This window comes from Pseudomonas sp. NBRC 111140 (genome assembly GCF_001320885.1).
GTDB classification, from domain to species: domain Bacteria; phylum Pseudomonadota; class Gammaproteobacteria; order Pseudomonadales; family Pseudomonadaceae; genus Aquipseudomonas; species Aquipseudomonas putida_P.
The window spans coordinates 12,442-38,747 of record NZ_BCBQ01000064.1 but is presented as its reverse complement, the minus strand read 5'-3'; the positions used below and the strand labels follow the sequence as shown (position 1 = coordinate 38,747).

Sequence of the window (26,306 nt, the reverse complement as noted above, 5' to 3'; positions counted from 1 at the left end):
GCTAGCGATGCCCGCCCACGATTTCGTCAGCCCAGACAGCATTCGCGCGCAGTTCTCTGCCGCCATGTCGCTCATGTACAAACAGGAAGTGCCGCTGTACGGCACGCTGCTGGAGCTGGTGAGCGAAATCAACCAGCAGGTCATGGCCCAGCAACCCGAAGTGGCCGAGGCCCTGCGCTGGACCGGCGAAATCGAACGCCTGGACCAGGAGCGCCACGGCGCCATCCGCGTGGGCACCGCTGAAGAGCTGGCCACCATCGCGCGTCTGTTCGCGGTCATGGGCATGCAGCCGGTCGGCTACTACGACCTCAGCTCTGCCGGCGTGCCGGTGCACTCCACTGCCTTCCGTGCGGTGCACGAGCAGGCGCTGCACGTCAGCCCGTTCCGTGTATTCACCTCGCTGCTGCGCCTGGAGCTGATCGACAACCCGCAGCTGCGCGAGTTGGCCCAGAGCATTCTGGCCAAACGCCAGATCTTCACTGCCCGCGCCCTCGAGCTGATCGCCCAGTGCGAACGTGATGGCGGCCTTAACGCAGCGGATGCCGAAGCCTTCGTGCAAGAAGCCCTGCACACTTTCCGCTGGCACCATGACGCCACCGTCACAGCCGAGCAATACCAGCAGTTGCACGACCAGCATCGCCTGATCGCCGATGTGGTGGCCTTCAAGGGCCCGCACATCAACCACCTCACGCCGCGTACCCTGGACATCGATGCAATCCAGGTCGGCATGCCGGCCAAGGGCATCCCGCCAAAGGCCGTGGTCGAAGGCCCGCCCACTCGTCGCCACCCGATCCTGCTGCGCCAGACCAGCTTCAAGGCCCTGCAGGAAAGGGTCGCGTTCAGCGACCAGCAAGGTAGCGAAGGCAGCCACACCGCGCGCTTTGGCGAGATTGAGCAACGCGGCGCGGCGCTGACGCCGAAAGGCCGCCAGCTGTACGACAAACTGCTCGACGCTACCCGCGCCGCGTTGGGTGGCGCACCGGCCGAGGCCAATGCCGAGCGCTACATGGCGCTGCTGAAGGCAACCTTTGCCGAATTCCCGGACGACCTGGCGCAGATGCGCGAGCAAGGCCTGGCGTATTTCCGCTATTTCGCGACTGAGAAAGGCCTGGCCGCGCGTGACCAGGAAGGCCGCCCGACTACCCTGCAAGGGCTGATCGACGCTGGCCATGTGCACTTCGAAGCGCTGGTGTACGAGGACTTCCTGCCGGTGAGCGCGGCGGGGATCTTCCAGTCCAACCTGGGCGACGACGCGCAGGCCGAGTACGGCAGCAACGCCAACCGCGATGCCTTCGAAGCGGCGTTGGGGCTGCAGGTGCAGGATGAGCTGGCGTTGTATGCACAAAGCGAACGCCGCTCGCTGCAAGCCTGCGCACAAGCATTGAACCTGGGTTCGATGTAAGGGCTTCCGTCCCTTTCGCGGGCTCGCCCGCGAAAGGGACGGCACAGGCGATCAGAGAGGCGGCAGGATTTCCACATCGGGCAAATCCATCGCCGCCACCTCCTGCTCCAGAAACACACTCAAGCGCCGCAACCGCTCGCCGCCTCGCCGGGTTCGCGGCCACACAAGGTAGTAATCCATCCCGCTGGGCACGGCCGTCGGCCAAGGCAGGCTCAAGCGCTTTTGCGCCACGTCCTCGGCCACCATCAGTAAATCGCCCATTGAAATCCCGTAGCCCCGCGCGGCGGCAATCATGCCCAGCTCCAGTGTGTCGAACACCTGGCCACCCTTGAGCGACACCTTGTCGCCAAGCCCCATGCGCTCCAGCCACTCCCGCCAATCGCGCTTGTCCACCGTGGGGTGCAGCAACTCGATGCTAGCCAGCCGGCACACGTCCCAGGGTTGTTCGTCGAGCAGGTCAGGCGCACCGACCGGGATCAGCAGCTCCGGGAACAGCTTGCGCACCTCCCAGTCTGCGGGGAACACCCCATCACTGAGCAACACCGCGCAATCGAACGGCTCCTGGTTGAAGTCCACATGGTCGACGTCCATCCACGCGCTGGTCAGTTGCACCTCGTTACCCGGTTGCAGGTGGCGAAAACGGCTCAGGCACGCCAGCAGCCAGCGCATGGTCAGGGTCGATGGGGCTTTCATGCGCAGAATATCGTCTTCGCCACACAAGGTTTCGCAAGCCCGCTCAAACGCCGCGAAACCTTCACGTACACCCGGCAGCAACACCCGCCCCGCTTCGGTCAGTTGCAGGCTGCGGCCACTGCGCACGAACAGGCGGCAGGCAAAATGCTCCTCGAGTGTGCGGATATGCCGGCTGATGGCGCTTTGGGTGATCGAAAGCTCCTCGCCAGCACGGGTGAAGGAGCTTAGCCGCGCGGCAGCTTCGAATGCGCGCAAGGCATACAGCGGTGGTAGCTGGCGTGACATGTGGTACCTGCAATATGGGCGTATGACGTGAATCACCGAGGAGCATATATGCATGAGTTCAACTCATGCCAACTATCGGATTTATCCTTTTGTGCAAAGTTGACCGAAGCCTCAGAATCGCCGTTCGTTGATCACCCCAGAATGAAGGATCGCCCCCATGCACGTCGCGCCCACCACAGAACTCAAGGCTTTGCTGCGCCTGGCCGGGCCGCTGATTGCCTCGCAGTTGGCGCACATGCTGATGGTGCTGACCGACACCCTGATGATGGCCCGCATCAGCCCCCAGGCCTTGGCCGGTGGTGGCCTGGGGGCGGCCAGCTACTCGTTCGTGTCGATTTTCTGCCTGGGCGTGATCGCCGCAGTCGGCACCCTGGTTGCGATTCGCAAGGGCGCCAATGACATCGAGGGTGCCACCCGCCTGGCGCAGAACGGTTTGTGGCTGGCCTGGGGCCTGGCGCTGTTCGCCGCGCTGGTGCTGTGGAACCTTCAGCCGGTTCTGCTGCTGTTCGGGCAACAGCCCGAAAACGTGGCCTCGGCCGCAGAATTCCTCACCCTGCTGCCGCTGGCCCTGCCCGGCTACCTGACCTTCATGGCCTTGCGCGGCTTCACCAGCGCACTGGGCCGCTCGACCCCGGTGATGGTCATCAGCCTGGTCGGCACCGTGCTCAACTACCTGTTCAACGTGGCGTTGATCGAAGGCATGTTCGGCCTGCCCAAGCTGGGCCTGATGGGCATCGGCCTGGTCACCGCCGTGGTGTCGATGGGCATGGCCATTGCCTTGGCATTGTATATCCGCTGGCACTCGGCCTACGCCGCCTACCCACTGCGCAAGGGCCTGTCGCGCCCATCGCTGCCGGCACTGCGCGAGCTGTGGCGGCTGGGCCTGCCGATTGGCGGCACTTATATGGTGGAAGTGGGCCTGTTCGCCTTCGCCGCGCTGTGCATGGGCGTGCTGGGCAGCACCGAACTGGCGGCGCACCAGATCGCCCTGCAGATCGTGTCCACGGCGTTCATGGTACCGACTGGCTTGTCGTATGCGGTCACCATGCGCGTGGGCCTGTACTACGGCGCTGGCAACCTGCTGGCAGCACGCAGCGCCGGGCGTGTGGGCATTGGCTTCGGGGCAATGATCATGTTTGCCTTTGCCGCGTTGTTCCTGCTGCTGCCCGAGGCGCTGGTGGGGCTGTTCATCGACCGCAATGACCCAGCCTTCGCCGCGATTTTCCAAGTGGCCGTGCAGTTGTTGATGGTGGCAGCGTGGTTCGAGCTGTTCGACGGCATGCAGACAATTGCCATGGGCTCGATCCGTGGGCTCAAGGACGCCAAGACCACCTTCTTGATCGGTCTGGTGTGCTACTGGCTGGTGGGGGCGCCGAGCGCCTGGTTGTTCACCTTCACCCTGGGCGGGGGAGCAGTGGGTATCTGGTGGGGGCTGGCGCTGGGGTTGGCGTGTGCGGCGGTGGCGCTGACCTTTGGCTTTGAGTGGCGGATGAAGCGGCTGTTGAGAAAGGCTGATTTGTCTGGTGGGACTGCGGTGTCTGTTTGATTGCAGGGGCTGCCTTGCAGCCCTATCGCGACACAAGGCCGCGATGGAGGGCAAAGCCCTCCCCTACGACCTCACAGGCTAACCAGCTTCGGCCTGCTGCAATCCAGCAAGAACTCGATCAACTCACCGACCGGCAATGGCTTGCTGACCAAGAAGCCCTGCACCTGGTCACACCCAAACCCGCGCAACAGCGCCAACTGCTCTTCACGTTCCACCCCCTCGGCCACCACCTCGAGGTTGAGGTTGTGCGCCAGGTTGATCATGGCGTGCACCAGCTTGCGGTTCTCTTCACGCATTTCCATTTCCGCAACGAAGCTGCGGTCCACCTTGAGCAAGGTAATCGGCAGACTGTTGAGGTGCACGAACGAAGAAAACCCGGTGCCGAAATCATCGAGCGAAAAGCGCACACCCAGGCGCCCCAGCGCGTCCATGGTCTGGCGCACCAGCTCGTTACGACGCATCACCGCCGTTTCGGTCAGTTCGAACTCCAGCCAGCGGGCATCCACACCGTGCTCAAGGATCAACCGGCTCAAGGTGGCCAACAACTGGCTGTCCTGGAACTGGCGGAAACTCAGGTTTACCGCCATGTGCAACGGCTCCAGGCCGCGCTCGCACAGGGCCTGCATATCGCGCAGGGCGCGGGAAATCACCCAGTAACCCAAGGGCACGATCAGGCCGCTCTGCTCGGCCAGTGGCACGAACTCGCTGGGTGGCAGCAGCCCGCGCTCGGCATGGCGCCAGCGCACCAGCGCTTCCAGGCCGACGATGCGCCCGTCTGCCAGGTTCATCCGCGGCTGATAGTGCAGCTCCAGCTCGTCGCGGCGCAGGGCACGGCGCAGTTCGCTTTCCAGGTCGGCAAGGCTGCGGGCGTTGCGGTTGATACGTTCGTTGAACACATGGAAGGTGCAGCCCTGGCTGCCCTTGGCCTGACGCATGGCGATATGCGCGTGCCACATCAGCGGATCGGCGCCGCTCTGCGCGCGAGCATGGGCCAGGCCCAGGCTGCAGCCCAGCAGCAGGCTTTCGCCGTCGATCCAGTAGGGTTCGGCCAAGGCCTCGACGATGCGTTCGGCAATCCATTCGGCGCGATTGGCGTCGCGGCGTGTGTCGATCAACAAGGCGAACTCGTCGCTACCCAGACGTGCCAGCTGGTCACCCGCCTCCAGCTGATGTTTCAGCCGTGCCACTACCTGCAGGATCAGGCGGTCACCACTCTGGTGACCAAGGGCGTCATTGACGTGGCGGAAGTTGTCCAGGTCCAGGTGGCCAAGCGCAACGCCACGGCCTTCGTTTTCGGCCAGGCGTGCGTTGAGCAAAGCCTGGAAGCCCTGGCGGTTGGCGATGCCGGTCAGCGGGTCCTGCTCGGCCAGGCGCTGCAAGGTGGCCACCAGCACGCTGCGCTCACGCACATGGCGCAGTGAGCGGCGCAGGCCATCGGCATTGAGCTGGTCGCGCACCAGCCAGTCGCTGACGGCGCTGGGCGGTGCCTCGGGCTCATGGTCGAGCAGCAGGATGGTCGGCAGCTCGCAACGCCCGGGAGCGGGCTGCAAGGCTGGCGTCGCCAACACGACGGCATGGCGATCATGGCTGAACAGGCTGTCGATCGCCTCCCAGTTCGGCGCGGTCAACAGTACGGCGCTGCCGCCCAGTGCAGGCATGCACGCGCGCAACACGGCGGCCCATTCCGGCTCATCGGCCAACAGCAGCAAACGCAAAGGTTCGACAGGCGTGGACAAGCGGGCTCCTTAGGGCTTGACGGTGCAACGAGATCTGGCGGGTATGCTACTGTATTTAATGAAAATGATTTTCACTTTTATACATGTTTCTGGGGTAGCAGCCCGACGTATTTTGTCGTGCATCCTGCGCGAAACGAAACAAACCGGCAAATATGATTTTTTCAGCTACTAGCATTAGTGGCACTAATAGTTAGGCGGACAAAAGTCTGACTCAGACGTCAGACGGTCGCGCCACAACCGCTCCATGCCTGTTAGAATGCGCGGCTATTTTCTGGCGACCCCCGGTTTCTAGCATGTCCCGACTCAATCCCCGGCAGCAGGAAGCCCGTGACTATGTCGGCGGCCCTCTTTTGGTGCTCGCCGGTGCAGGCTCGGGCAAGACCAGCGTGATCACGCGCAAGATTGCCCACCTCATCCAGAACTGCGGCATCCGTGCCCAGTACATCGTGGCGATGACCTTTACCAACAAGGCCGCGCGCGAGATGAAGGAGCGTGTCGGCACCTTGTTGCGCCCGGGGGAAGGCCGAGGGCTTACGGTGTGCACGTTCCACAACCTGGGCCTGAACATCATCCGCAAGGAGCACGAGCGCCTCGGCTACAAGCCGGGCTTCTCGATCTTCGACGAGTCCGACATCAAGGCGTTGCTGTCGGACATCATGCAGAAGGAATACTCCGGCGACGACGGCATCGACGAGATCAAGAACATGATCGGTGCCTGGAAGAACGACCTTATCCTGCCGCCAGAGGCCCTGGAAAAAGCACGCAACCCGCGCGAGCAGACCGCCGCCATCGTCTACACCCACTACCAGCGCACGCTCAAGGCGTTCAACGCGGTGGACTTCGACGACCTGATCTTGCAGCCGGTCAAGTTGTTCCAGGAGCACCCCGAAGTGCTGGAGCGCTGGCAGAACCGCGTGCGCTACCTGCTGGTGGACGAATACCAGGACACCAACGCCAGCCAGTACCTATTGGTGAAGATGCTGATCGGCATGCGCAACCAGTTCACCGTGGTGGGCGACGACGACCAGTCGATCTACGCCTGGCGAGGTGCCCGCCCGGAAAACCTGATGCTGCTCAAGGAGGACTACCCCTCCCTGAAGATCGTCATGCTCGAACAGAACTACCGCTCCACCAGCCGCATCCTGCGCTGCGCCAACGTGCTGATTGCCAACAACCCGCACGCGTTCGAAAAGCAGCTGTGGAGCGAAATGGGCGTAGGCGACGAGATCCGCGTGATCCGCTGCAAAAACGAGGAAGCCGAGGCCGAACGCGTGGCCATGGAAATCCTCACCTTGCACCTGCGCACCAACCGCCCGTACAGCGACTTCGCCATCCTCTACCGAGGCAACTACCAGGCCAAGCTGATCGAACTGAAGCTGCAGCACCACCAGGTGCCGTATCGCCTGTCGGGCGGCAACAGCTTCTTCGGCCGCCAGGAGGTCAAGGACCTGATGGCCTACCTGCGCTTGCTGGTGAACCCGGACGATGACAACGCCTACTTGCGGGTGATCAACGTACCGCGCCGGGAAATCGGCTCCACCACCCTGGAAAAGCTCGGCAACTACTCCACCGAACGCGGCATTTCGATGTACGCCGCCAGCGAGGAGTTGGGCTTGGGCGAGCACCTGGACGCCCGCTACACCGAACGTTTGCAGCGCTTCAAGCACTGGCTGGACGGGGTGCGTCACAAGGTCGCCCTGGAAGACCCGATTGCCGCACTGCACGAGATGATCCGCGACATCGACTACGAGAACTGGATCCGCCAGCAGACCGCCAGCGACAAGGCTGCGGACTTCCGTATCAGCAACGTCTGGTTCCTGGTCGAAGCGCTGAAAAACACCCTCGAGAAGGATGAAGAGGGTGACATGACCATCGAGGACGCCATCGGCAAGCTGGTGCTGCGCGACATGCTCGAGCGCCAGCAGGAAGAGGAAGAAAACGCCGAAGGTGTGCAGATGATGACCCTGCACGCCTCCAAGGGCCTGGAGTTCCCTTACGTATTCATCATGGGCATGGAAGAGGAAATCCTCCCGCACCGCTCCAGCATCGAGGCCGACACCATCGAAGAGGAACGCCGCCTGGCCTACGTGGGCATTACCCGCGCGCGCCAGACTCTGGCCTTCACCTTCGCTGCCAAGCGCAAGCAGTACGGTGAAATCATCGACTGCACGCCAAGCCGGTTCCTCGACGAACTGCCTCCGGACGACCTGGCCTGGGAGGGCCTGGACGATGCACCGGTCGAGGTGAAGGCCGCACGCGGCAACAACGCCCTGGCCGATATCCGGGCAATGCTCAAACGCTGATCAACCATTACTCTTTAACTTTGCCGCTATTTGCGGCCACCTTTGCTACATCGAGGAAAACAAAGTGGAAGCACTGCATCAGAAGATTCGCGAAGAAGGCATCGTGCTTTCCGATCAGGTTCTCAAAGTCGACGCGTTTCTCAACCACCAGATCGATCCGGCGCTGATGCAGCTGATCGGTGACGAGTTCGCCCGCCTGTTCGCCGACGCCGGCGTGACCAAGATCGTCACCATCGAAGCCTCGGGCATTGCCCCGGCAGTGATGACAGGCCTGAAGCTGGGCGTGCCGGTGATCTTCGCGCGCAAGCATCAGTCGCTGACCTTGACCGAAAACCTGCTGACTGCCTCGGTGTATTCCTTCACCAAGCAGACCGAGAACACCGTGGCCATCTCGCCACGCCACCTCAACAGCAGCGACCGCGTGCTGGTGATCGACGACTTCCTGGCCAACGGCAAGGCGTCGCAGGCGCTGATTTCGATCATCAAGCAAGCCGGCGCCACCGTGGCCGGCCTGGGCATCGTGATCGAGAAGTCGTTCCAGGGCGGCCGTGCCGAGCTGGACAGCCAAGGCTACCGCGTTGAATCGCTGGCCCGGGTGAAGTCGCTGGAAGGTGGTGTGGTCAGCTTCATCGAATAAGCACCATTGGGGGCCGCTTTGCGGCCCTTTCGCGGCACAAGGCCGCTCCTACAGGAATACGCATAACCCTTGTAGGAGCGGCCTTGTGTCGCGATGGGCTGCAAAGCAGCCCCAGCTATTCATCAGGACGCCGCCAACCCCGCCAGTAGCAACCGCTGATAAAGCTCTTCCTTCAGCCCATGCGGCCTATCAAGCTGCATCCGCTTCAGGTGCCCCTCATACCCCTCCGGCCCCGGCGCATCCAACGCTGCCTTGCCCAGCTCCAGCACCTCGCTCAGCTTGAACTTGCTCTTCAACCAGTTCAGCGCCCGCAACAAGTCCCGCTCTTCAGCCGTAAAGTCCGTCCCCATCGGGTACTCCGGGAACAACCGCGCATGCCGCGCCTTGATCGCCTCCAGCCGCTGTGGCGTATTGTCGGTAAAGCGAGCGTCCAGCTGAAAGCCCTTGGGCAGCTTGCCGGCCGCTTTGGCCTGCTCGATGAGCCCCTGCTGGAACCGTGAATCACACACCGCCAGCAACCGCGCAATCACTTCGCTGTCGGTCTGCCCACGCAAATCGGCAATGCCATATTCGGTCACCACGATATCGCGCAGGTGCCGGGGGATGGTGCAGTGGCCATAGGTCCAGAACAGGTTCGAGCTCACCTCCCCACCCGCCTCGCGCCAACTGCGCAGCAACAGGATCGAACGTCCGCCCTCCAGCGCATGGCCTTGGGCGACGAAGTTGTACTGCCCGCCCACGCCGCTGAGCACGCGGCCGTCCTCCAGTTGATCGGCCACCCCGGCGCCGAGCAGGGTCATACCGAACGCCGTGTTGATAAAACGCGCATCGCGGCGCTGGCGACGCTTGAGTTCCTCTTGCCCGTACAGCTCGTTGATGAAGCTGATACGGGTCATGGCAAACCGCGCGCGCTGTTCCAGTGGCATTTCCCTCAACCGTTGGTAGAACGCCTGCGGGCCAAGGAAAAAACCGCCATGCACCACGGGCCCCTGCTCATCCGCCGGGCGCCGCAGCAGGCCTGCTTCGGCCAGCACCAGCAGGCCGTTGACGAACATTTCGCTGCAGCCGTACAGGCCTTGGGCAAACGTATCCAGCCCCCCTTCCCGCTCGATCAGTGACTGCCAAGGGCCAACATCCAATTCTTCCAGCAAGGCACGGTAGCCTGCGTTGTCACCCTGGCGCGCCAGCAGCGCGGCGGCGACTGCATCACCCATGGCACCGATGCCGATTTGCAAAGTGCCGCCGTCACGCACCAGGCTGCTGGCGTGCAAGCCGATGCAGTGGTCCTGGGTGCCGACCGGCATGTTCGGCGTGGAGAACAGCCGGCGCTGCTCGGCTTCGTCGATCAACAGGTCGAAGGCATCGATGGGCAGTTCCGCATCGCCCGGCATGTAAGGCAGCTCGGCGTGCACCTGGCCGAGCATGAGGATGGTTTCGCCGGCCGCACGGCGCTTGGCGATCATCGGCAGCAGGTCGAGGGTGATGTCGGGGTTGCAGGCCAGGCTCAAGTGAACAGGCTTTTCAGGTGTGGCGGCCACCATTTGCGCAATCAGGTTCAAACCTTTGGCGTTGATGTCGCGGGCGGCGTGGCTGTAATTGCTGCTGATGTAGTCCTGCTGGGCCGATTCGCTGTGCAGCAGGCTGCCGGGCTGCATGAAGAACTGCTCTACGCGAATGTTTGGTGGCAGGCTGTCGTTGCGCAAGTCGGCGAGGTAGGTGAGCTCTTCGTAGTCGGCGAAGACGCGCTCGACGAAGGGTTCGAGAAAGCGCCGTTGCAGGCCGTCACCCAATGGCGGGCGGCCGAGGGACAACGCGGTGTAGATGGTCAGCCGTCGCTCGGGCAACTCGCGCACTCGGGCGTAGAGCGCGTTGACGAATGCATTGGGTTTCCCCAAGCCCAACGGCAGGCCCATGTGGATATGAGCAGGCAGGCGCGACAGGACTTGCTCGACAGCCAGGTCGATGGAGCAGAGGTGCATCGGGGCCTCCTGAGACATCCATGGGTTCAGGGGTTGGACACAGTCCGGGCGTGATTGGTTGCCTGTACCGGCCCCTTCACGGGCGAACCCGCGACAGGGAGAGTGCCGGCACCCCAAAAACAAAGCCCGCCATCAATGGCGGGCCTCGTGCGATTCAGCTGTGTCTTACAGGCCGGACATTTTCTTGATCGCCCCTTTCAGGTCGTCATCCGAGCAGTCCGCGCAGGTGCCTTTGGGCGGCATGGCGTTGATACCGGTAATGGCCTTGGCCAGGATGCCGTCGAGGCCGCCCTGGTGATCGGCGCGCTCTTTCCACGCGGCGGTATCGCCAATTTTCGGTGCCCCCAGCAGGCCAGTGCCATGACAGGCATTGCAGTGCTTGGCGATGATGTCATCTGGCGTCTTGGCGCCCCCGCCCCCCGCTGCTGCAGCCACTTCCATGCCCTTGCATTCCTGGCCCTGGACGCACACCTGGCCAACCGGCTCCAGGCGTTTGGCGATGTCGTCATTGGTCGCAGCGGTTGCGCTCATTGCCCAGAGGGCGAATACGGCTGCTGGTACGGCCAGCATCTTCTTGATTTGGTTCACGCGAACACCCTCATGGTGGCTAATCACGCTCGCGGCCACGGATCGGCGAGCGTTGAAAAGTATAGCGGGAACCCAGAGGCCGTGAAACGACCCCACACGGGAAAGGGGTATTGCCGAATCAATGCACTGCGCTGGATCAAAAGTTTGAAGGCGTCGCCGCACTGATCAACCGCGCCGGCTGGTCGAACGGGTTGCGAAAGCGATGCGGGCGAGTGCTTTCAAAGTAGTAGCTATCGCCTTCTTCGAGGATGAAGATCTCGTTGCCGACCACCAGTTCCAGGCGCCCCTCAAGCAGGATGCCGGTTTCCTCGCCGTCGTGGGTGAGCATCTCGGCACCGGTGTCGGCACCTGGCGGGTACACCTCGGTGAGAAAGGCGATGGCACGATTGGGGTGCGACTTGCCGACCAGCTTCATGGTCACCGCACCGTCCGAGATATCGATCAGCTCATGGGCCTTGTAGACGATCTGCGTGGGGCTTTCAGGTTCCAGCTCGACCGAAAAGAACTCGACCATGGACATGGGAATCCCACTCAACACCTTGCGCAGCGAGCTGATGGAGGGGCTTACGCTGTTCTTCTCGATCATCGAGATGGTGCTGTTGGTCACGCCGGCACGCTTGGCGAGTTCGCGCTGGGACAGGCCCTTGAGCTTGCGGATGGCTTGCAGTCGTTCGCCGACGTCCAAAGCTGGAGCCTCCTGAAACGGTGGGAAGGGGGGTGAATGTGAACGATATCATGGCAATGCCGTTCAGTATTTACAACACACCGCCCTTCAACCTGTCCGCTTCAGCGTGTCATTCGCCGATGTAGTCCCGCGGCACCCGCTTCAAGTTGCAGAATATCTGGTACGGAATGGTGCCCGCCTGTGCGGCCACTTCGCTGGCCAGCACCTGCTTGCCCCACAGTTCGACCGGGCTGCCGACGGTGGCTTGAGGCACGTCGGTCAGGTCGATGTTGAGCATGTCCATCGACACCCGGCCAATCAGCTGGGTGCGCTGGCCGGCGACCAGCACTGGGGTGCCGTTGGGCGCCTGGCGTGGGTAACCATCGGCGTAGCCCATGGCGACCACGCCAACGCGGGTTGGCCGTGGGCTGACGAACTTGGCGCCATAGCCTACCGGCTCGCCGGCAGGCAACTCACGCACGCTGATCACCCGAGATTGCAGGGTCATCACCGGCTGCAACCGCGCGGCTTCTGCCTGAGGCACTTCGAACGGAGTGGCGCCGTACAGCATCAGGCCCGGGCGTACCCAGTCACTGGGCGCCTGCGGCCAACCCAGCACGCCGGGCGAGTTGCGCAGGCTGCATTCGGCCGCCAGGCCCTGGCGGGCGGCCTCGAACACAGCGATCTGCTGGGCAGTGGCGTCGGCATCCAGTTCGTCGGCGCGGGCGAAGTGGCTCATCAGCACGATGCGCGCAACCTTGCCGCAGGCCAACAGGCGCTGGTAGGCGTCGTGGTAGTCCTTGGGGTGCAGGCCGACGCGGTGCATGCCGCTGTCTAGCTTCAGCCAAACGGTGAGCGGCTTGTGCAGTTGGGTTTTCTCGATGGCTTCGAGCTGCCACAGCGAGTGCACCACGCACCACAGGTCGTGCTCGGCAATCAGCGCCAGCTCGCTGGCTTCGAAAAAGCCTTCCAGCAACAGCACCGGGGCCTTGATACCGGCGGCGCGCAGCTCCAGCGCCTCTTCGATGCAGGCCACGGCGAAGCCGTCGGCTTCGGCCTCCAGGGCCAGGGCGCAGCGCACGGCACCGTGGCCATAGGCATCGGCCTTGATCACGGCGAGGGCTTTGGCACCGGTCAGTTCACGGGCCAGACGGTAGTTGTGGCGCAGGGCCTGGAGGTCGATCAGGGCGCGGGCGGGACGCATGGCGGCTGCCTTATGGTGGTTCACAGGTTGAAAACGGTGTTGGGTTCTTCGCGGCTAAAGCCGCTCCCACAGGGGACCCCTCAATGTCCATGAACATGCGGTCCGTGTGGGAGCGGCTTTAGCCGCGAAGAGGCCGGTGCAGGCTATTACTGCTGGTGAGCCGGCGCGGTCTGCCCGTGCTTGGCCACTTCCCGGCTGTTGCCATAACGGGAAATGTCCAGGCCTTCGGCACTGATCTGCGGCTTCTTGCGCGCGATCAGGTCGGCCAGCAGGCGACCGGAGCCACACGCCATGGTCCAGCCCAAGGTACCGTGACCGGTGTTCAGGAACAGGTTACGGAACGCTGTGGCGCCAACGATTGGCGTGCCGTCCGGGGTCGCCGGGCGCAGGCCGGTCCAGAAGCTGGCCTGGCTCAGGTCACCGCCGCGAGGATAAAGGTCGTTGACGATCATCTCCAGCGTTTCGCGCCGACGCGGGTTCAGCGACAGGTCAAAACCGGCGATTTCAGCCATGCCGCCGACACGGATGCGGTTGTCGAAACGGGTGATGGCGACTTTGTAGGTTTCGTCGAGGATGGTCGACGTCGGCGCCATGTCGCCGTTGGTGATCGGCACGGTCAGCGAGTAGCCTTTCAGCGGGTACACCGGGGCTTTGATGCCCAGCGGCTTGAGCATCTGCGGCGAGTAGCTGCCCAACGCCAGCACATAGCGGTCGGCAGTTTCCAGCTTGCCGTCGATCCACACACCATTGATGCGGTCGCCTGCGAAGTCCAGGCGCTGGATGTCCTGGCCGAAGCGGAACTCCACGCCCAGTTTCAGCGCCATGTCGGCCAGTTTGGTGGTGAACAGCTGGCAGTCGCCCGTCTGATCATTTGGCAGGCGCAGGGCACCGGCCAGGATGTCTTTGACGCCGGCCAGGGCAGGTTCGACGCGGGCAATGCCGTCGCGGTCGAGCAGCTCGTAAGGCACGCCGGACTGCTCGAGCACGGCAATGTCCTTGGCCGCGGCATCCACCTGGGCCTGGGTGCGGAACAGCTGGGTGGTACCCAGGCTGCGGTTTTCGTAGTTGATGCCGGTTTCGGCGCGCAGTTCATCGAGGCAGTCACGGCTGTACTCGGACAGACGCACCATGCGCTCCTTGTTCACCGCGTAACGGCTGGCGGTGCAGTTGCGCAGCATCTGCGCCATCCACAGGTACTGATCGACGTCGCCGGTGAGCTTGATGGCCAGGGGCGCGTGGCGCTCGAGCAGCCACTTGATGGCTTTCAGTGGCACACCCGGGGCAGCCCAGGGCGAGGCATAGCCGGGCGAGATCTGGCCGGCGTTGGCAAAGCTGGTTTCCATGGCCACCGCCGGCTGGCGGTCGACCACCGTCACTTCAAAACCTTGCCGGGCCAGGTAGTAGGCACTGGCGGTTCCGATTACACCGCTACCAAGTACCAGAACTCGCATCGTTTTATCCCTCACACGCGGCGTGCCGCAGACTTTTATTGAAATGGCATGAATGGGCGCAGTATAGGAATTTGAGACCAGTGCAATTCACTATATAAAAGCCTATTATTGGCGAGAATTCTCGGCAAAATCGCCTTTCACGGAGGGGCATCCCCTATGAGAACCCAGCACCAGAGCAAGCGTGAACTGGACAAGATCGACCGCAACATCCTGCGGATCCTGCAGAATGACGGCCGTATTTCCTTCACCGAACTGGGCGAGAAAGTTGGGCTGTCCACCACCCCTTGCACCGAGCGGGTTCGCCGCCTGGAGCGCGAGGGCATCATCATGGGCTACAACGCCCGCCTGAACCCGCAGCACCTCAAGGGCAGCCTGCTGGTGTTCGTGGAAATCAGCCTGGACTACAAGTCGGGCGACACCTTCGAAGAGTTCCGCCGTGCGGTGCTGAAGCTGCCGCACGTACTGGAGTGCCATTTGGTATCCGGTGACTTCGACTACCTGGTGAAAGCGCGCATTTCGGAGATGGCCTCGTACCGCAAGCTGCTCGGCGACATCCTGCTGAAGCTGCCGCACGTGCGCGAATCGAAGAGCTACATCGTGATGGAAGAAGTCAAAGAAAGCCTCTGCCTGCCGATCCCGGACTGAGGCTAGACCAGCACCTGGCGGGTGGTGGCTATGAACTGGTGGACCAGCTGCTCGGCGGCGGGGTCGATCATCGGCTCAGGGCCACGGCCACGCGGGCAGGCCATGCGCGGCGTGGTGCCGAACAGGCGGCAGATCATCGGCCGCTCTTCATACACCGTGCAGCCATTGGGGCCCAGGTGCACGCAGTCCAGACGCTCCAGCGCGGCGCTCTGCTCTTCCTGGGACTTGCGCGGCAGGCGGGCCATTTCTTCCGCCGACGTAGTGACCGGGCCGCAGCAGTCGTGGCAGCCGGGCTCGCACTCGAATGAGGGGATGAGTTCGCGCAGGAAGTGGATCTTGTGGCGGTTGCAGGACATGGCGGAATACAAAGCAAGGATCTTGACCGGATTATAGGCCCATTCGCGGGCGCAGCCCTCGTCTTGTTGCCCGCCACCCTACCCCGGCTTATCCTCCTCCCCTAGCCCACCAGCCCCAGGACCGAGCCCAATGATCCACAGCGCGCAGCACGCCGCATCCTATTACGCCGCCAGCAGCGCGCCACACCCTGACCACGCCTTTCTGCAAGGTGAACACAGCGCTGACGTGTGCATCATCGGCGGCGGCTACTCGGGCCTGAACACCGCCATCGAGCTGGCCGAACGCGGCTTATCGGTGATCCTGCTGGAGGCACGCAAACTTGGCTGGGGTGCCAGCGGGCGAAATGGCGGGCAACTGATCCGTGGCGTCGGCCACGGCCTGGAGCAGTTCCTCCCGGTGATTGGCGAGGACGGCGTGCGCAGCATGAAGCTGATGGGCCTGGAGGCCGTGCAGATCGTCCGCGAGCGCGTCGAGAAGCATGCCATCGCCTGCGACCTGACGTGGGGCTACTGCGACCTGGCCAACAAACCCGCCGAACTGCTGGGCTTTGCCGAAGACGCCGAGGAGCTGCGCAGCCTGGGCTATGCGCATGAGCTACGGCTGGTCGGCAAGGACGATATCCACAGCGTGGTCGGTGCCGACTGCTATGTGGGCGGGCTGATCGACATGGGTTCCGGCCATCTGCACCCGCTGAACCTGGCCCTGGGCGAAGCGGCCGTGGCCAGCCGCCTGGGCGTGAAGCTGTTCGAGCAGTCCGAGGTCACCCGCATCGACTACGGCCCCGAAGTGCAGGTGCATACCGCCCAGGGCCGGGTACGCGCCAAGACATTGGTACTGTGCTGCAACGCCTACCTCAACGGCCTCAACCGCGAGCTGGGCGGCAAGGTGCTGCCGGCCGGCAGCTACATCATCGCCACCGAGCCACTGGGCGAAGAACGCGCCCGCGCATTGCTGCCGCAGAACATGGCGGTGTGTGACCAGCGCGTGGCGCTGGACTACTATCGCCTGTCCGCCGACCAACGCCTGCTGTTCGGCGGTGCCTGCCACTATTCAGGGCGCGACCCGAAAGACATCGCCGCCTACATGCGGCCGAAGATGCTCAAAGTGTTCCCGCAGTTGGCCGACGTGCGCATCGACTACCAGTGGGGCGGCATGATCGGCATTGGCGCCAACCGCCTGCCGCAGGTCGGCCGCCTGGCCAGCCAGCCGAACGTGTATTACGCACAGGCCTACTCGGGCCATGGCCTCAACGCCACCCACCTGGCCGCGCGCCTGTTGGGCGAGGCCATCAGTGGCCAGGAAAGCGGGCGTTTCGATCTGTTCGCCAAGGTGCCGCATATCACCTTCCCCGGCGGCAAGCACCTGCGCTCGCCGCTGCTGGCGTTGGGGATGCTATGGCACAGGCTCAAAGAGCTGGCCTGACAGCTGGCGCGGTCAGTGTAGGAGCGGCCTTGCGTCGCGAAAGGGGTGCGAAGCGCCCCCAGGTTTCCAGCTTCGCCACAGATATCGCTGGGGCCGCTTTGCGGCCCTTTCGCGACGCAAGGCCGCTCCTACAGGGACCGCGCAGCGTCACATTGGTCAGTCCTTCCAGAAGGGTTTGCGCCCTTCTGTACGGGCCTGCTCCCAGCTCAGCCCGACATCGCGCAACTCGTCATCGGTCAGTTGCAGCAGCGCCCTGCGGGTATGCCAGCGATGCAGCATCAGCCCCAAACGCCCGAGTCCTTGCGGCGCGTTGAACACCTTGGCCTGCTGCCCGGCTTCCAGCTCCTTGGCCAACAGTTGCAAGCGCACATCGCTCATGCCACCCATCACTGCACCCTCCCGTTCAGTTGATACCGTGGAGAAAGCATGCGCGTCGGCACCATCGACAATACAGATCCAATACAGCCTTATTATTCCCATACAGAATTAGCCATTGGCCGACTGAATGCTGTATTTTCACCCCAACTGTACCGGTCGCTATGCCAATGCAGCGCAGGAGTATGCCGTGACCCTTTACCTGAACCTCGCCGAACTACTCGGCGCCCGCATCGAGCAGGGCCTGTACCGCCCCGGCCAACGCCTGCCGTCGGTACGAGCCCTGAGCGTGGAGCATGGGGTCAGCCTAAGCACCGTGCAGCAGGCCTATCGCATGCTCGAAGACAGCGGCATGGTCTCGCCACGGCCCAAGTCCGGCTACTTCGTCAGTGACCACCGCCACCTGCCGGCCCTGCCTGCCGTCAGCCGCCCGGCCCAGCGCCCGGTGGATATTTCACAGTGGGAGCAGGTGCTGGAGCTGATACGCAGCACCCCGCGCAAGGACGTGATCCAGCTTGGTCGTGGCATGCCCGACATCGACAGCCCCACCCTAAAGCCGCTGCTGCGCAGCCTCGCCCAGCTGAGCCGGCGCCAGGACATGCCTGGCCTGTACTACGACAACATCCATGGCAACCTGGCCCTGCGCGAACAGGTGGCCCGGCTGGTGCTCGACTCCGGCTGCCGCCTGGGTGCTGCCGACCTGGTGATCACCACCGGCTGCCATGAGGCGTTGTCCTGCAGCATCCGAGCGGTTTGCGAGCCTGGCGACATCGTTGCGGTCGACTCGCCGAGCTTCCACGGCGCCATGCAAACCCTCAAGGGCCTGGGCATGAAAGCGCTGGAAATCCCCACTGACCCGGTCACCGGCATCAGCCTGGAAGCGCTGGAGCTGGCTCTGGAGCAGTGGCCGATCAAACTCATCCAGATCACCCCCAGCTGCAACAACCCGCTGGGTTACATCATGCCCGAGGCGCGCAAGAAGGCCCTGCTGAGCCTGGCTCAACGCTATGACGTGGCGATTCTGGAAGACGATGTGTACGGCGACCTGGCCTACACCTACCCGCGCCCGCGCACCCTCAAGTCGTTCGACGACGATGGCCGTGTGCTGCTCTGCAGTTCGTTCTCCAAGACCCTCGCCCCCGGCCTGCGGGTCGGCTGGGTGGCGCCCGGGCGCTACCTGGAGCGCGTGCTGCACATGAAGTACATCAGCACTGGCAGCAGCGCCAGCCAGCCGCAACTGGCCATCGCCGACTTCATCGCCGGCGGGCACTACCAGCCCCACGTGCGGCGCATGCGTAGCCAGTACCAGCGTGGCCGCGACCTGATGAGCGACTGGGTAACCCGTTACTTCCCGCCAGGCACCCGGGTCAGCCGGCCCCAGGGCGGCTTCATGCTGTGGGTGGAATTACCCGAACATTTCGATACGCTGCGGCTAAACCGCGCTTTACTGGAGCAGGGCGTGCAGGTTGCCGTAGGCAGCATCTTCTCGGCCTCGGGCAAGTTCCGCCACTGCCTGCGCATGAACTTCGCCGCGCGGCCGACGCCGCAGATCGAAGCCGCCGTGCGCAAGGTAGGTGAAACCGCCCTTCGTCTACTGGATGAAGAAAGCGCCGACGCGTAACTTTGCGCCGCCCGCCACGGTCCAACCCCTAAAGCCCTTGCTGCACAGGACGATCCACCCTTGACACTCCAGCGAGCCTTGCCTCTGCTGCTGGTGCTGTCGCTCGGCCTTGCCGGCTGCGCCAGCGTCAGTGCGCCCCGCGAAACCAGCCAGGCGCTGCCCGCCAACGACTCGGCATTCGGCCGTTCGGTGCTGCGCCAGGCCGCGCCATACGGCGGCCGCTCGGGCTTTCGCCTGCTGCCCAACAGCAACGAGGCATTCCGCGCCCGTGCCGAGCTGATCCGCAACGCCCAGGCGAGCATCGACCTGCAGTACTACATTGTCCACGACGGCCTCAGCACCCGCGCCCTGGTGCATGAGCTGCTGCGCGCCGCCGACCGTGGCGTGCGCGTGCGCATCCTGCTGGACGACACCACCAGCGATGGCCTGGACACCATCATGGGCACCCTCGATGCCCACCCGAACATCCAGATTCGTGTGTTCAACCCGCTGCACCTGGGCCGCAGCACCGGTTTTACGCGCGCTGCCGGCCGGCTGTTCAACCTGTCGCGCCAGCACCGGCGCATGCACAACAAGCTGTTCCTGGTGGACAACAGCATGGCCATCGTCGGCGGGCGCAACCTGGGCGACGAGTATTTCGATGCCGAGCCCAACCTCAATTTCACCGACATCGACTTGCTGGGTGTGGGCCCGGTGGCCGAGCAATTGGGGCACAGCTTCGACCAGTACTGGAACAGCGCCCTCAGCCGGCCGATCACCGACTTCCTCTGGTATGACCCGGATGCCAACGACCTGCGTGCCAGCCGCCACCGCCTGGAAGTGTCGCTGGCCGAAGCCAGAACCCGGCGCAAGGCCCTGTACGATCGCTTGATGGCCTACCAGTCGCAGCCGCGCCTGGACGTCTGGCGCAATGAGCTCATCTGGGCCCACGCCCAGGCGCTATGGGATGCGCCAAGCAAGGTGCTGGCCGACGACGAACCAGACCCGCAACTGCTGCTGAGCCAGCAACTGGCGCCGGACCTGGCCAGCGTGCACCGCGAGCTGATCCTGATGTCGGCCTACTTCGTACCGGGCGAACCGGGCCTGCTGTACCTGACCGGCCGCGCCGACGCCGGCGCCTCGGTGAAGCTGCTGACCAATTCGCTGGAGGCAACCGATGTGCCGGCGGTGCATGGCGGTTATGCGCCCTATCGCCGTGCCTTGCTCGAGCATGGCGTGCAACTGTTCGAACTGCGCCGCCAGCCGGGCGACCCCAGCGCGAGACGGCTGAGCTTGCGTGGCAGTTCAGATTCAAGCTTGCACACCAAGGCAATCGTGTTCGACCGGCGCAAGACGTTCATCGGCTCGTTCAACTTCGACCCACGTTCAGTGCTGTGGAACACTGAAGTTGGGGTACTGGTGGACAGCCCGGAGCTGGCCGAATACACCCGCGAGCTGGCCCAACAGGGTATGGCGCCTGCGTTGAGCTACCAGGTGAAGCTGGTAGGCGACAAGCTGGTGTGGGCAACCGAGGACCATGGCCAGCGGCATATGCTGACCTCTGAGCCAGGGGGGATCTGGCGGCGGTTCAATGCCTGGGTCAGCAAGGCGGTTGGCTTGGAGAAGATGCTGTAGCCGCAAATGCGGGGGGCCGCCTTGCGGCCCCAAAATCCATCAGGCAGACACTGCCTCGAAAGCCCCGCGCCGCTGCGTCAACACCACCAGCCCGGCAGCCCCTGCTGCCATCAGGAACAACAACGCATGCCCGCTGACCCACTGGCTCCCCGCCCCCGCCAGCAAAGGCCCGAGCAAGCAGCCAATACCCCACAACTGCGCAACATGCGCATTCGCCCGCACCAATTCATCATCCCGGTAGCGCTCGCCAATCAGCACCAGCGACAGGGTAAACAGGCCACCAGCACTGGCGCCGAACAACACCCACAATGGCCAGATCACCGGCGTATGCAACAGCAGCGGAATCGCCAGGCTAGAAACCAGCAACGTCACTGCACAGCCTGTAAACAGAGTACGGCGCGACATATGGTCAGCCAGCGCGCCAATAGGCAACTGCAACACTGCATCCCCCACCACCACGGTACTGACCATGAACAGGGCGATTTCGGTGCTGAAGCCCTGCTGCAGGCAATACACCGGCAGCAAGGTGAGGATCATCGCCTCGAACGAAGCGAACAGGGCAATGGCCCAGGCGATTACCGGCAAACGCCGGCAGAAGGCGAACAGGTCGCGGAAGGTGACACTGCAGGCTTCGGTGCTCGGCGCACCGCCACGCCCCAGCAGCACCAGCGGCGCAGCCAGCAACAGGCCGGTCGCGGCCCAGAAACCGAAGTCGTCATCAGAGCCGAGAAAGCCCAGCACCAACGGCCCGGCCAGCTGGCTCAGGGCGTAGCTGCTGCCATACAGCGCCACCAACCGGCCACGCCACTGCTCGACCACCAATTGGTTGATCCAGCTTTCGCCGAGGATGAACACCACCGTCAGGGACATCCCGATCATCAGCCGCAGCAGCAGCCACAGCGGGTAACTGGGCAACAGTGCGAGCAGGCCGATCGACAGCGCCCCACCCCACAGGCACAGGCGCATCGCCGAAGGCACGCCTACCCAGCCGGCCAGGCGGCTGGCCAGGCTGGCACCTGCCAATACCCCCAGCGCCGGCATCGCCGCCATCACGCCGATGGCGAAGCTGCCGTAGCCCCAAGCCTCCAGGCGAAGGGACACTAGCGGCATGCTCACGCCGAGCGCCAGCCCGACGCTGAGCACCGATGCCAGTACGGCGAAATAGGTACCCCAACGCATTGCAGCCTCCCAGCAGAATTCTTGAACAGCAAAAACGACGAAGCCGGGGCAGCGTAAGCCGACCCGGCTATGGTTGGGGCTGCTGTGCAGCCTCCTTTACTGGATTACAGCTTGATCCAGGTCGCCTTCAGCTCGGTGTATTTCTCCAGCGCATGCAGCGACTTGTCACGGCCGTTGCCCGACTGCTTGAAGCCACCAAACGGCGCGGTCATGTCGCCGCCGTCGTACTGGTTCACCCAGACGCTGCCAGCGCGCACGGCACGGGCGGTCTTGTGGGCCTTGGAAATGTCCGAGGTCCAGATACCAGCCGCCAGGCCATACGGCGTGTCGTTGGCAATGGCGATGGCTTCTTCGGCGGTGTCGAAGGCGATCACCGACAGCACAGGGCCAAAGATTTCTTCCTGGGCAATGCGCATGGCGTTGGTCACGCCGTCGAAGATGGTCGGCTCGACGTAGGTGCCGCCAGTCTCTTCCAGGGTGCGCTTGCCGCCGGCCAGCAGCTTGGCGCCGTCCTGGTGGCCAGCCTCGATGTACGACAGCACGGTGTTCATCTGCTGGGTGTCGACCAGGGCACCGACCGTGGTCTGTGGGTCCAGCGGGTTGCCTGGCTTCCAGCCTTTGAGGGCCTCGACCACCATCGGCAGGAATTTGTCCTTGATCGAACGCTCGACCAGCAGACGCGAGCCTGCGGTGCACACTTCGCCCTGGTTGAAGGCGATGGCGCTGGCAGCGGCCTCAGCGGCAGCTTGCAGGTCCGGCGCATCGGCGAAGACGATGTTCGGGCTCTTGCCGCCGGCTTCCAGCCAGATGCGCTTCATGTTCGATTCACCCGCGTAAACCATCAACTGCTTGGCGATCTTGGTGGAACCGGTGAACACCAGGGTGTCGACGTCCATGTGCAGGGCCAAAGCCTTGCCCACGGTGTGGCCGTAACCTGGCAGCACGTTCAGCACACCAGCCGGGATGCCGGCTTCGATGGCCAGCTGGGCGATGCGAATGGCCGTCAGCGGCGATTTTTCGGACGGCTTGAGCACCACCGAGTTACCGGTGGCCAGCGCAGGGCCGAGTTTCCAGCAAGCCATCAGCAGCGGGAAGTTCCACGGCACGATGGCACCCACCACGCCCACCGGTTCGCGGGTAACCAGGCCAAGCTGGTCGTGCGGGGTCGGGGCGACTTCGTCGTAGACCTTGTCGATGGCTTCGGCAGTCCAGTGGATGGCTTGGGCCGCACCTGGGATGTCGATGCTGGAGGAGTCGCCGATCGGCTTGCCCATGTCCAGGGTTTCCAGCAGCGCCAGCTCTTCGACGTTCTTGCGCAGCAGGTCGGCGAAGCGAATCAGCTTGGCCTTGCGCTTGGCCGGAGCCAGTTGCGACCAGACGCCGGAGTTGAAGGTGGCACGGGCGTTTTCCACAGCGCGATTGGCATCGGCCAGGTCGCAGCTGGCAACCTTGGCCAGGAAGCGTCCGTCGACCGGGCTCAGGCACTCGAAGGTTTCACCGGATGCGGCATCGGTGTATTCGCCGTTGATGAAGGCGCGGCCTTCGATCTTCAGTTGCTGGGCACGTTGTTCCCAGTCCGCACGGGTCAGGGTGGTCATACGAAACTCCTCCTCTTGTTTAGGTGCAACGCCGCACTGAGGACTCACAGGCGTTGTCAGAATTCTGGCCGGGCGACGAGCGCACACTGGCTAGCGATACCCTAAACCAGCCGGTGTAAACTATCAATATATTTGACACGGAAGGCCCAAATGCCTACTGATGTTCATTTTATTAAACAACAACAGGAGCCGCACCATGCGCATAGACAGCATCATCGACTTCGCCCAGGTCATCACAGAGGCCGAACGCTACCGCCCAGCGGCGGAAAAAATCCTCAAGGGTGAGCCAGACCAGGCGGTCTACAACCACTATTCCAGCCCGTGCGGGCAATTTGCCGCTGGCGTGTGGGAGGGTGAGGTGGGCCAGTGGACGGTGAACTACACCGAGCATGAATACTGCGAGATCGTTCAGGGCGTTTCGGTGCTGCGCGACCAGGAAGGCGGAGCGAAAACCCTGCGTGCCGGCGATCGGTTTGTCATCCCCGCCGGGTTCAAGGGCACCTGGGAGGTGCTTGAGCCGTGCCGCAAGATCTATGTGATGTTCGAGCAGAAATGACCTGAGGCCAACGCAGGCATAAAAAAACCCGCGTCCTTTCGGATGCGGGTTTTTTCAGGTTGCCGATCAATTACTTGATCTTGGCTTCCTTGTACACCACGTGCTTGCGAACAACCGGATCATATTTCTTGATCTCGATTTTGTCCGGAGTGGTGCGCTTGTTCTTGTCGGTGGTGTAGAAGTGGCCGGTACCGGCACTCGAAACCAGACGGATCAATTCACGCATGATGTTCTCCCTTAAACCTTGGCGCCAGCTTTACGGATGTCAACCAGAACGGCGTCGATGCCGCGCTTGTCGATGATACGCATGCCCTTGGCGGAAACGCGCAGACGCACGAAACGCTTCTCGGATTCAACCCAGAAACGGTGGTGCTGCAGGTTCGGCAGGAAACGACGACGGGTTTTGTTGTTTGCGTGGGAAATGTTGTTCCCGGTTACTGGACCCTTACCAGTAACTTGACAGACTCTCGACATGACTCAGCCCTCTAAAACCACATGCCCAACCCGGCATGGGTTGGCCGCTTAATCTCTCAGTCTTTGGCGCCTGGGCGCCGTGATTCTGGAGGTCTTATCGACCGGATCCGCTTATGCGACAGGCCGAGCCCCTAGAAAAGAGCGCTGCTTTATACCAGAAAGACTTGGCTGCAACAACAGGAGATGCACATTGCCGCACGCCAGAACGCGCCGGGCCAGCATAGCGGCAGGCCCCGCCAGCCGTCGACCACTCGTCGCCAGATTTGTAAAAAAGGGTGTGGTCATTTGCCGGCAGGCGCACTAGGGTAAGCCTTTTCCAGACTGCACTGGCAGATGGGCCACCGACAGCCAAGGAGCCACCATGCGTGCTGCCGCCCTTTCCTTATTGTTCAACTCTCTGTTCGCCGCCGGCGCTCTGTTCGCTGCCGGCGCAGCTCAGGCCGCGCCGCTCAGCGTTTGCAGCGAAGCCAGCCCCGAAGGCTTCGACGTGGTGCAGTACAACTCGCTGACCACGACCAACGCCACGGCTGACGTGCTGATGAACCGCCTGGTGGAGTTCGACGCGGCGCAAGGCAAGGTGGTGCCAAGCCTGGCGGCCAGTTGGGCAGTATCGGCCGACGGCCTGGTGTATGACTTCACCCTGCGCGACGGCGTGAAGTTCCACAGCACCGCCTACTTCAAGCCAAGCCGCGAGCTGAACGCCGACGATGTGTTGTTCAGCTTCCAGCGCATGCTCTACCCGGCACATGCGTGGCACAAGACGGCACCGGGCGGCTACCCGCATGCTCAGTCGCTGCAGTTGGGCAGCCTGATCAAGGCGATCGAGGCACCTGCACCGAACGCCGTGCGCTTCACCCTCAGCCACCCGGACGCTACCTTCCTGGCCACCCTGAGCATGGGCTTCGCCTCGATCTACTCCGCCGAGTATGCCGACAAGCTGCTCAAGGCCGGTACGCCCGAGAAGCTCAACAGCCAGCCGATCGGCACCGGGCCGTTCGTATTCCAGCGCTTCCAGAAGGACGCCGTGGTGCGCTACCGCGCCAACCCGGACTACTTCGCCGGCAAGCCGGCGGTCGACCCGCTGATCTTCGCCATTACCACCGATGCCAATGTGCGCCTGCAGAAGCTCAAGCGGGGCGAGTGCCAGGTTGCCTTGTCGCCCAAGCCGCTGGACATTGCCGAAGCAGGCAAGGACAGCAACCTCAAGGTAGCCACGACGCCGGCGTTCATGACCGCCTTCGTCGCCATCAACAGCCAGCACCCGCCGCTGGACAAGCCGGAAGTGCGCCAGGCCATCAACCTGGCCTTCGACAAGCAGGCTTACCTCAAGGCCGTGTTCGAAGACTCCGCAGTGGCCGCCAACGGCCCCTACCCGCCCAATACCTGGAGCTACGCCAAGGACCTGCCCGGCTACCCGCTGGACCAGAAGAAAGCCAAGGCGCTGCTGGCCAAGGCCGGCTTGGCCGAAGGCTTCAGCACCACGATCTGGACCCGCCCGTCGGGTAGCCTGCTCAACCCCAACCCCAGCCTTGGTGCACAGATGCTGCAGGCCGACCTGGCCAAGATCGGCATCAAGGCCGAGATCCGCGTGATCGAATGGGGTGAACTGATCCGCCGTGCCAAGGCGGGCGAGCATGACTTGCTGTTCATGGGCTGGGCAGGCGACAACGGCGACCCGGACAACTTCCTCAGCCCGCAGTTTTCCTGTGCGGCGGTCGAGTCGGGCACCAACTTTGCCCGTTTCTGCGACAACCGCCTGGACCAGCTGATCAGCGCCGGGCGCACCACCAACGACCAGAGTGTGCGCAGCCGGCTTTACCAGCAGGCGCAGACGCTGATTCAGCAGCAGGCGCTGTGGGTGCCGTTGGCGCACCCGACGGCAGCGACCTTGCTGCGCCAAGAGGTCGAGGGCTACCAGGTGAGCCCGTTCGGGCGGCTGGATTTCAGCAAGGTGTCAGTCACAAAATAAGCCTGTTA

23 protein-coding genes are annotated in these 26,306 nt (G+C 63.3%); 10 read left to right on the top strand and 13 right to left on the bottom strand.

Going from position 1 to position 26,306, the window contains the following annotated elements; genetic code table 11:
- Window positions 1-7: 7 nt before the first annotated feature.
- On the top strand, window positions 8-1,402 hold the full coding sequence (locus tag APH42_RS19460) for a VOC family protein (protein ID WP_060515120.1): 1,395 nt from the start codon (window positions 8-10) through the stop codon (window positions 1,400-1,402).
- Window positions 1,403-1,453: 51 nt separating this feature from the next.
- On the opposite strand, the gene APH42_RS19455 is transcribed toward APH42_RS19460, so the two are convergent.
- Window positions 1,454-2,380, bottom strand: coding sequence for a LysR substrate-binding domain-containing protein (locus tag APH42_RS19455; RefSeq protein ID WP_012274802.1), 927 nt, complete (start codon window positions 2,378-2,380; stop codon window positions 1,454-1,456).
- Window positions 2,381-2,537: 157 nt separating this feature from the next.
- Between APH42_RS19455 and APH42_RS19450 the strand changes: the two genes are divergently transcribed.
- Window positions 2,538-3,926, top strand: coding sequence for a NorM family multidrug efflux MATE transporter (locus APH42_RS19450; RefSeq protein ID WP_012274803.1), 1,389 nt, complete (start codon window positions 2,538-2,540; stop codon window positions 3,924-3,926).
- 71 nt (window positions 3,927-3,997) lie between these two features.
- Here APH42_RS19450 and APH42_RS19445 read toward each other — a convergent pair whose 3' ends face one another.
- Entirely contained in the window at window positions 3,998-5,662 is a 1,665-nt protein-coding gene (locus APH42_RS19445) for a bifunctional diguanylate cyclase/phosphodiesterase (protein ID WP_012274804.1), read from the bottom strand.
- A 293-nt stretch (window positions 5,663-5,955) separates the two neighbouring features.
- On the opposite strand from APH42_RS19445, the gene rep reads away from it, so the two are divergent.
- Together rep and APH42_RS19435 are read left to right on the top strand one after the other, a co-directional pair.
- Complete coding sequence (gene rep, locus APH42_RS19440) at window positions 5,956-7,965, top strand: DNA helicase Rep (protein WP_012274805.1); 2,010 nt, start codon at window positions 5,956-5,958, stop codon at window positions 7,963-7,965.
- 64 nt (window positions 7,966-8,029) lie between these two features.
- Entirely contained in the window at window positions 8,030-8,602 is a 573-nt protein-coding gene (locus APH42_RS19435; protein WP_003253535.1) for a xanthine phosphoribosyltransferase, read from the top strand.
- Window positions 8,603-8,724: 122 nt separating this feature from the next.
- On the opposite strand, the gene APH42_RS19430 is transcribed toward APH42_RS19435, so the two are convergent.
- The 5 genes from APH42_RS19430 to dadA all read right to left on the bottom strand — a co-directional run bounded on the left by APH42_RS19430 (window position 8,725) and on the right by dadA (window position 14,488).
- Window positions 8,725-10,581, bottom strand: coding sequence for an acetyl-CoA hydrolase/transferase C-terminal domain-containing protein (locus tag APH42_RS19430; RefSeq protein WP_012274806.1), 1,857 nt, complete (start codon window positions 10,579-10,581; stop codon window positions 8,725-8,727).
- Window positions 10,582-10,746: 165 nt separating this feature from the next.
- Window positions 10,747-11,151 (bottom strand): cytochrome c5 family protein, encoded by a 405-nt coding sequence (locus APH42_RS19425; RefSeq protein WP_033693936.1) that lies wholly within the window; start codon window positions 11,149-11,151, stop codon window positions 10,747-10,749.
- 154 nt (window positions 11,152-11,305) lie between these two features.
- On the bottom strand, window positions 11,306-11,854 hold the full coding sequence (locus APH42_RS19420; protein WP_012274808.1) for a cupin domain-containing protein: 549 nt from the start codon (window positions 11,852-11,854) through the stop codon (window positions 11,306-11,308).
- A gap of 109 nt (window positions 11,855-11,963) precedes the next feature.
- Window positions 11,964-13,037 (bottom strand): alanine racemase, encoded by a 1,074-nt coding sequence (gene alr / locus APH42_RS19415; protein ID WP_060494041.1) that lies wholly within the window; start codon window positions 13,035-13,037, stop codon window positions 11,964-11,966.
- 146 nt (window positions 13,038-13,183) lie between these two features.
- Window positions 13,184-14,488, bottom strand: coding sequence for a D-amino acid dehydrogenase (dadA, locus tag APH42_RS19410; protein ID WP_012274810.1), 1,305 nt, complete (start codon window positions 14,486-14,488; stop codon window positions 13,184-13,186).
- Window positions 14,489-14,644: 156 nt separating this feature from the next.
- Between dadA and dadR the strand changes: the two genes are divergently transcribed.
- Window positions 14,645-15,133, top strand: coding sequence for a transcriptional regulator DadR (gene dadR / locus APH42_RS19405; RefSeq protein ID WP_003258963.1), 489 nt, complete (start codon window positions 14,645-14,647; stop codon window positions 15,131-15,133).
- Window positions 15,134-15,135: 2 nt separating this feature from the next.
- On the opposite strand, the gene APH42_RS19400 is transcribed toward dadR, so the two are convergent.
- Window positions 15,136-15,489, bottom strand: coding sequence for a YkgJ family cysteine cluster protein (locus APH42_RS19400; protein ID WP_060494042.1), 354 nt, complete (start codon window positions 15,487-15,489; stop codon window positions 15,136-15,138).
- A 130-nt stretch (window positions 15,490-15,619) separates the two neighbouring features.
- Between APH42_RS19400 and APH42_RS19395 the strand changes: the two genes are divergently transcribed.
- Window positions 15,620-16,912: an FAD-binding oxidoreductase gene (locus tag APH42_RS19395; protein ID WP_060494040.1), complete on the top strand. Its 1,293-nt coding sequence runs from the start codon at window positions 15,620-15,622 to the stop codon at window positions 16,910-16,912.
- A 156-nt stretch (window positions 16,913-17,068) separates the two neighbouring features.
- On the opposite strand, the gene APH42_RS19390 is transcribed toward APH42_RS19395, so the two are convergent.
- Complete coding sequence (locus tag APH42_RS19390) at window positions 17,069-17,299, bottom strand: DUF1127 domain-containing protein (protein WP_012274813.1); 231 nt, start codon at window positions 17,297-17,299, stop codon at window positions 17,069-17,071.
- Between the two features lie 178 nt (window positions 17,300-17,477).
- On the opposite strand from APH42_RS19390, the gene APH42_RS19385 reads away from it, so the two are divergent.
- Window positions 17,478-18,908: a PLP-dependent aminotransferase family protein gene (locus APH42_RS19385; RefSeq protein WP_171577243.1), complete on the top strand. Its 1,431-nt coding sequence runs from the start codon at window positions 17,478-17,480 to the stop codon at window positions 18,906-18,908.
- Window positions 18,909-18,968: 60 nt separating this feature from the next.
- On the top strand, window positions 18,969-20,522 hold the full coding sequence (locus tag APH42_RS19380; RefSeq protein WP_012274815.1) for a phospholipase D family protein: 1,554 nt from the start codon (window positions 18,969-18,971) through the stop codon (window positions 20,520-20,522).
- A 39-nt stretch (window positions 20,523-20,561) separates the two neighbouring features.
- Here the strand turns inward: APH42_RS19380 and APH42_RS19375 are convergent, their stop codons facing one another.
- Window positions 20,562-21,701 (bottom strand): MFS transporter, encoded by a 1,140-nt coding sequence (locus tag APH42_RS19375; protein WP_012274816.1) that lies wholly within the window; start codon window positions 21,699-21,701, stop codon window positions 20,562-20,564.
- A 104-nt stretch (window positions 21,702-21,805) separates the two neighbouring features.
- Complete coding sequence (locus tag APH42_RS19370; protein WP_012274817.1) at window positions 21,806-23,299, bottom strand: aldehyde dehydrogenase; 1,494 nt, start codon at window positions 23,297-23,299, stop codon at window positions 21,806-21,808.
- 196 nt (window positions 23,300-23,495) lie between these two features.
- On the opposite strand from APH42_RS19370, the gene APH42_RS19365 reads away from it, so the two are divergent.
- The gene (locus tag APH42_RS19365) at window positions 23,496-23,855 is read left to right on the top strand and encodes a cupin domain-containing protein (protein ID WP_060494039.1); all 360 of its coding nucleotides are present in this window, start codon (window positions 23,496-23,498) and stop codon (window positions 23,853-23,855) included.
- 70 nt (window positions 23,856-23,925) lie between these two features.
- Here the strand turns inward: APH42_RS19365 and rpmG are convergent, their stop codons facing one another.
- A complete protein-coding gene (gene rpmG / locus APH42_RS19360) occupies window positions 23,926-24,081 on the bottom strand; it encodes a 50S ribosomal protein L33 (protein WP_003253507.1) in 156 nt (51 codons plus the stop codon).
- Between the two features lie 11 nt (window positions 24,082-24,092).
- On the bottom strand, window positions 24,093-24,329 hold the full coding sequence (rpmB, locus tag APH42_RS19355; RefSeq protein ID WP_003253504.1) for a 50S ribosomal protein L28: 237 nt from the start codon (window positions 24,327-24,329) through the stop codon (window positions 24,093-24,095).
- A 361-nt stretch (window positions 24,330-24,690) separates the two neighbouring features.
- On the opposite strand from rpmB, the gene APH42_RS19350 reads away from it, so the two are divergent.
- Window positions 24,691-26,298 (top strand): ABC transporter substrate-binding protein, encoded by a 1,608-nt coding sequence (locus tag APH42_RS19350; protein ID WP_060494038.1) that lies wholly within the window; start codon window positions 24,691-24,693, stop codon window positions 26,296-26,298.
- The last annotated feature ends 8 nt before the right edge of the window (window positions 26,299-26,306 follow it).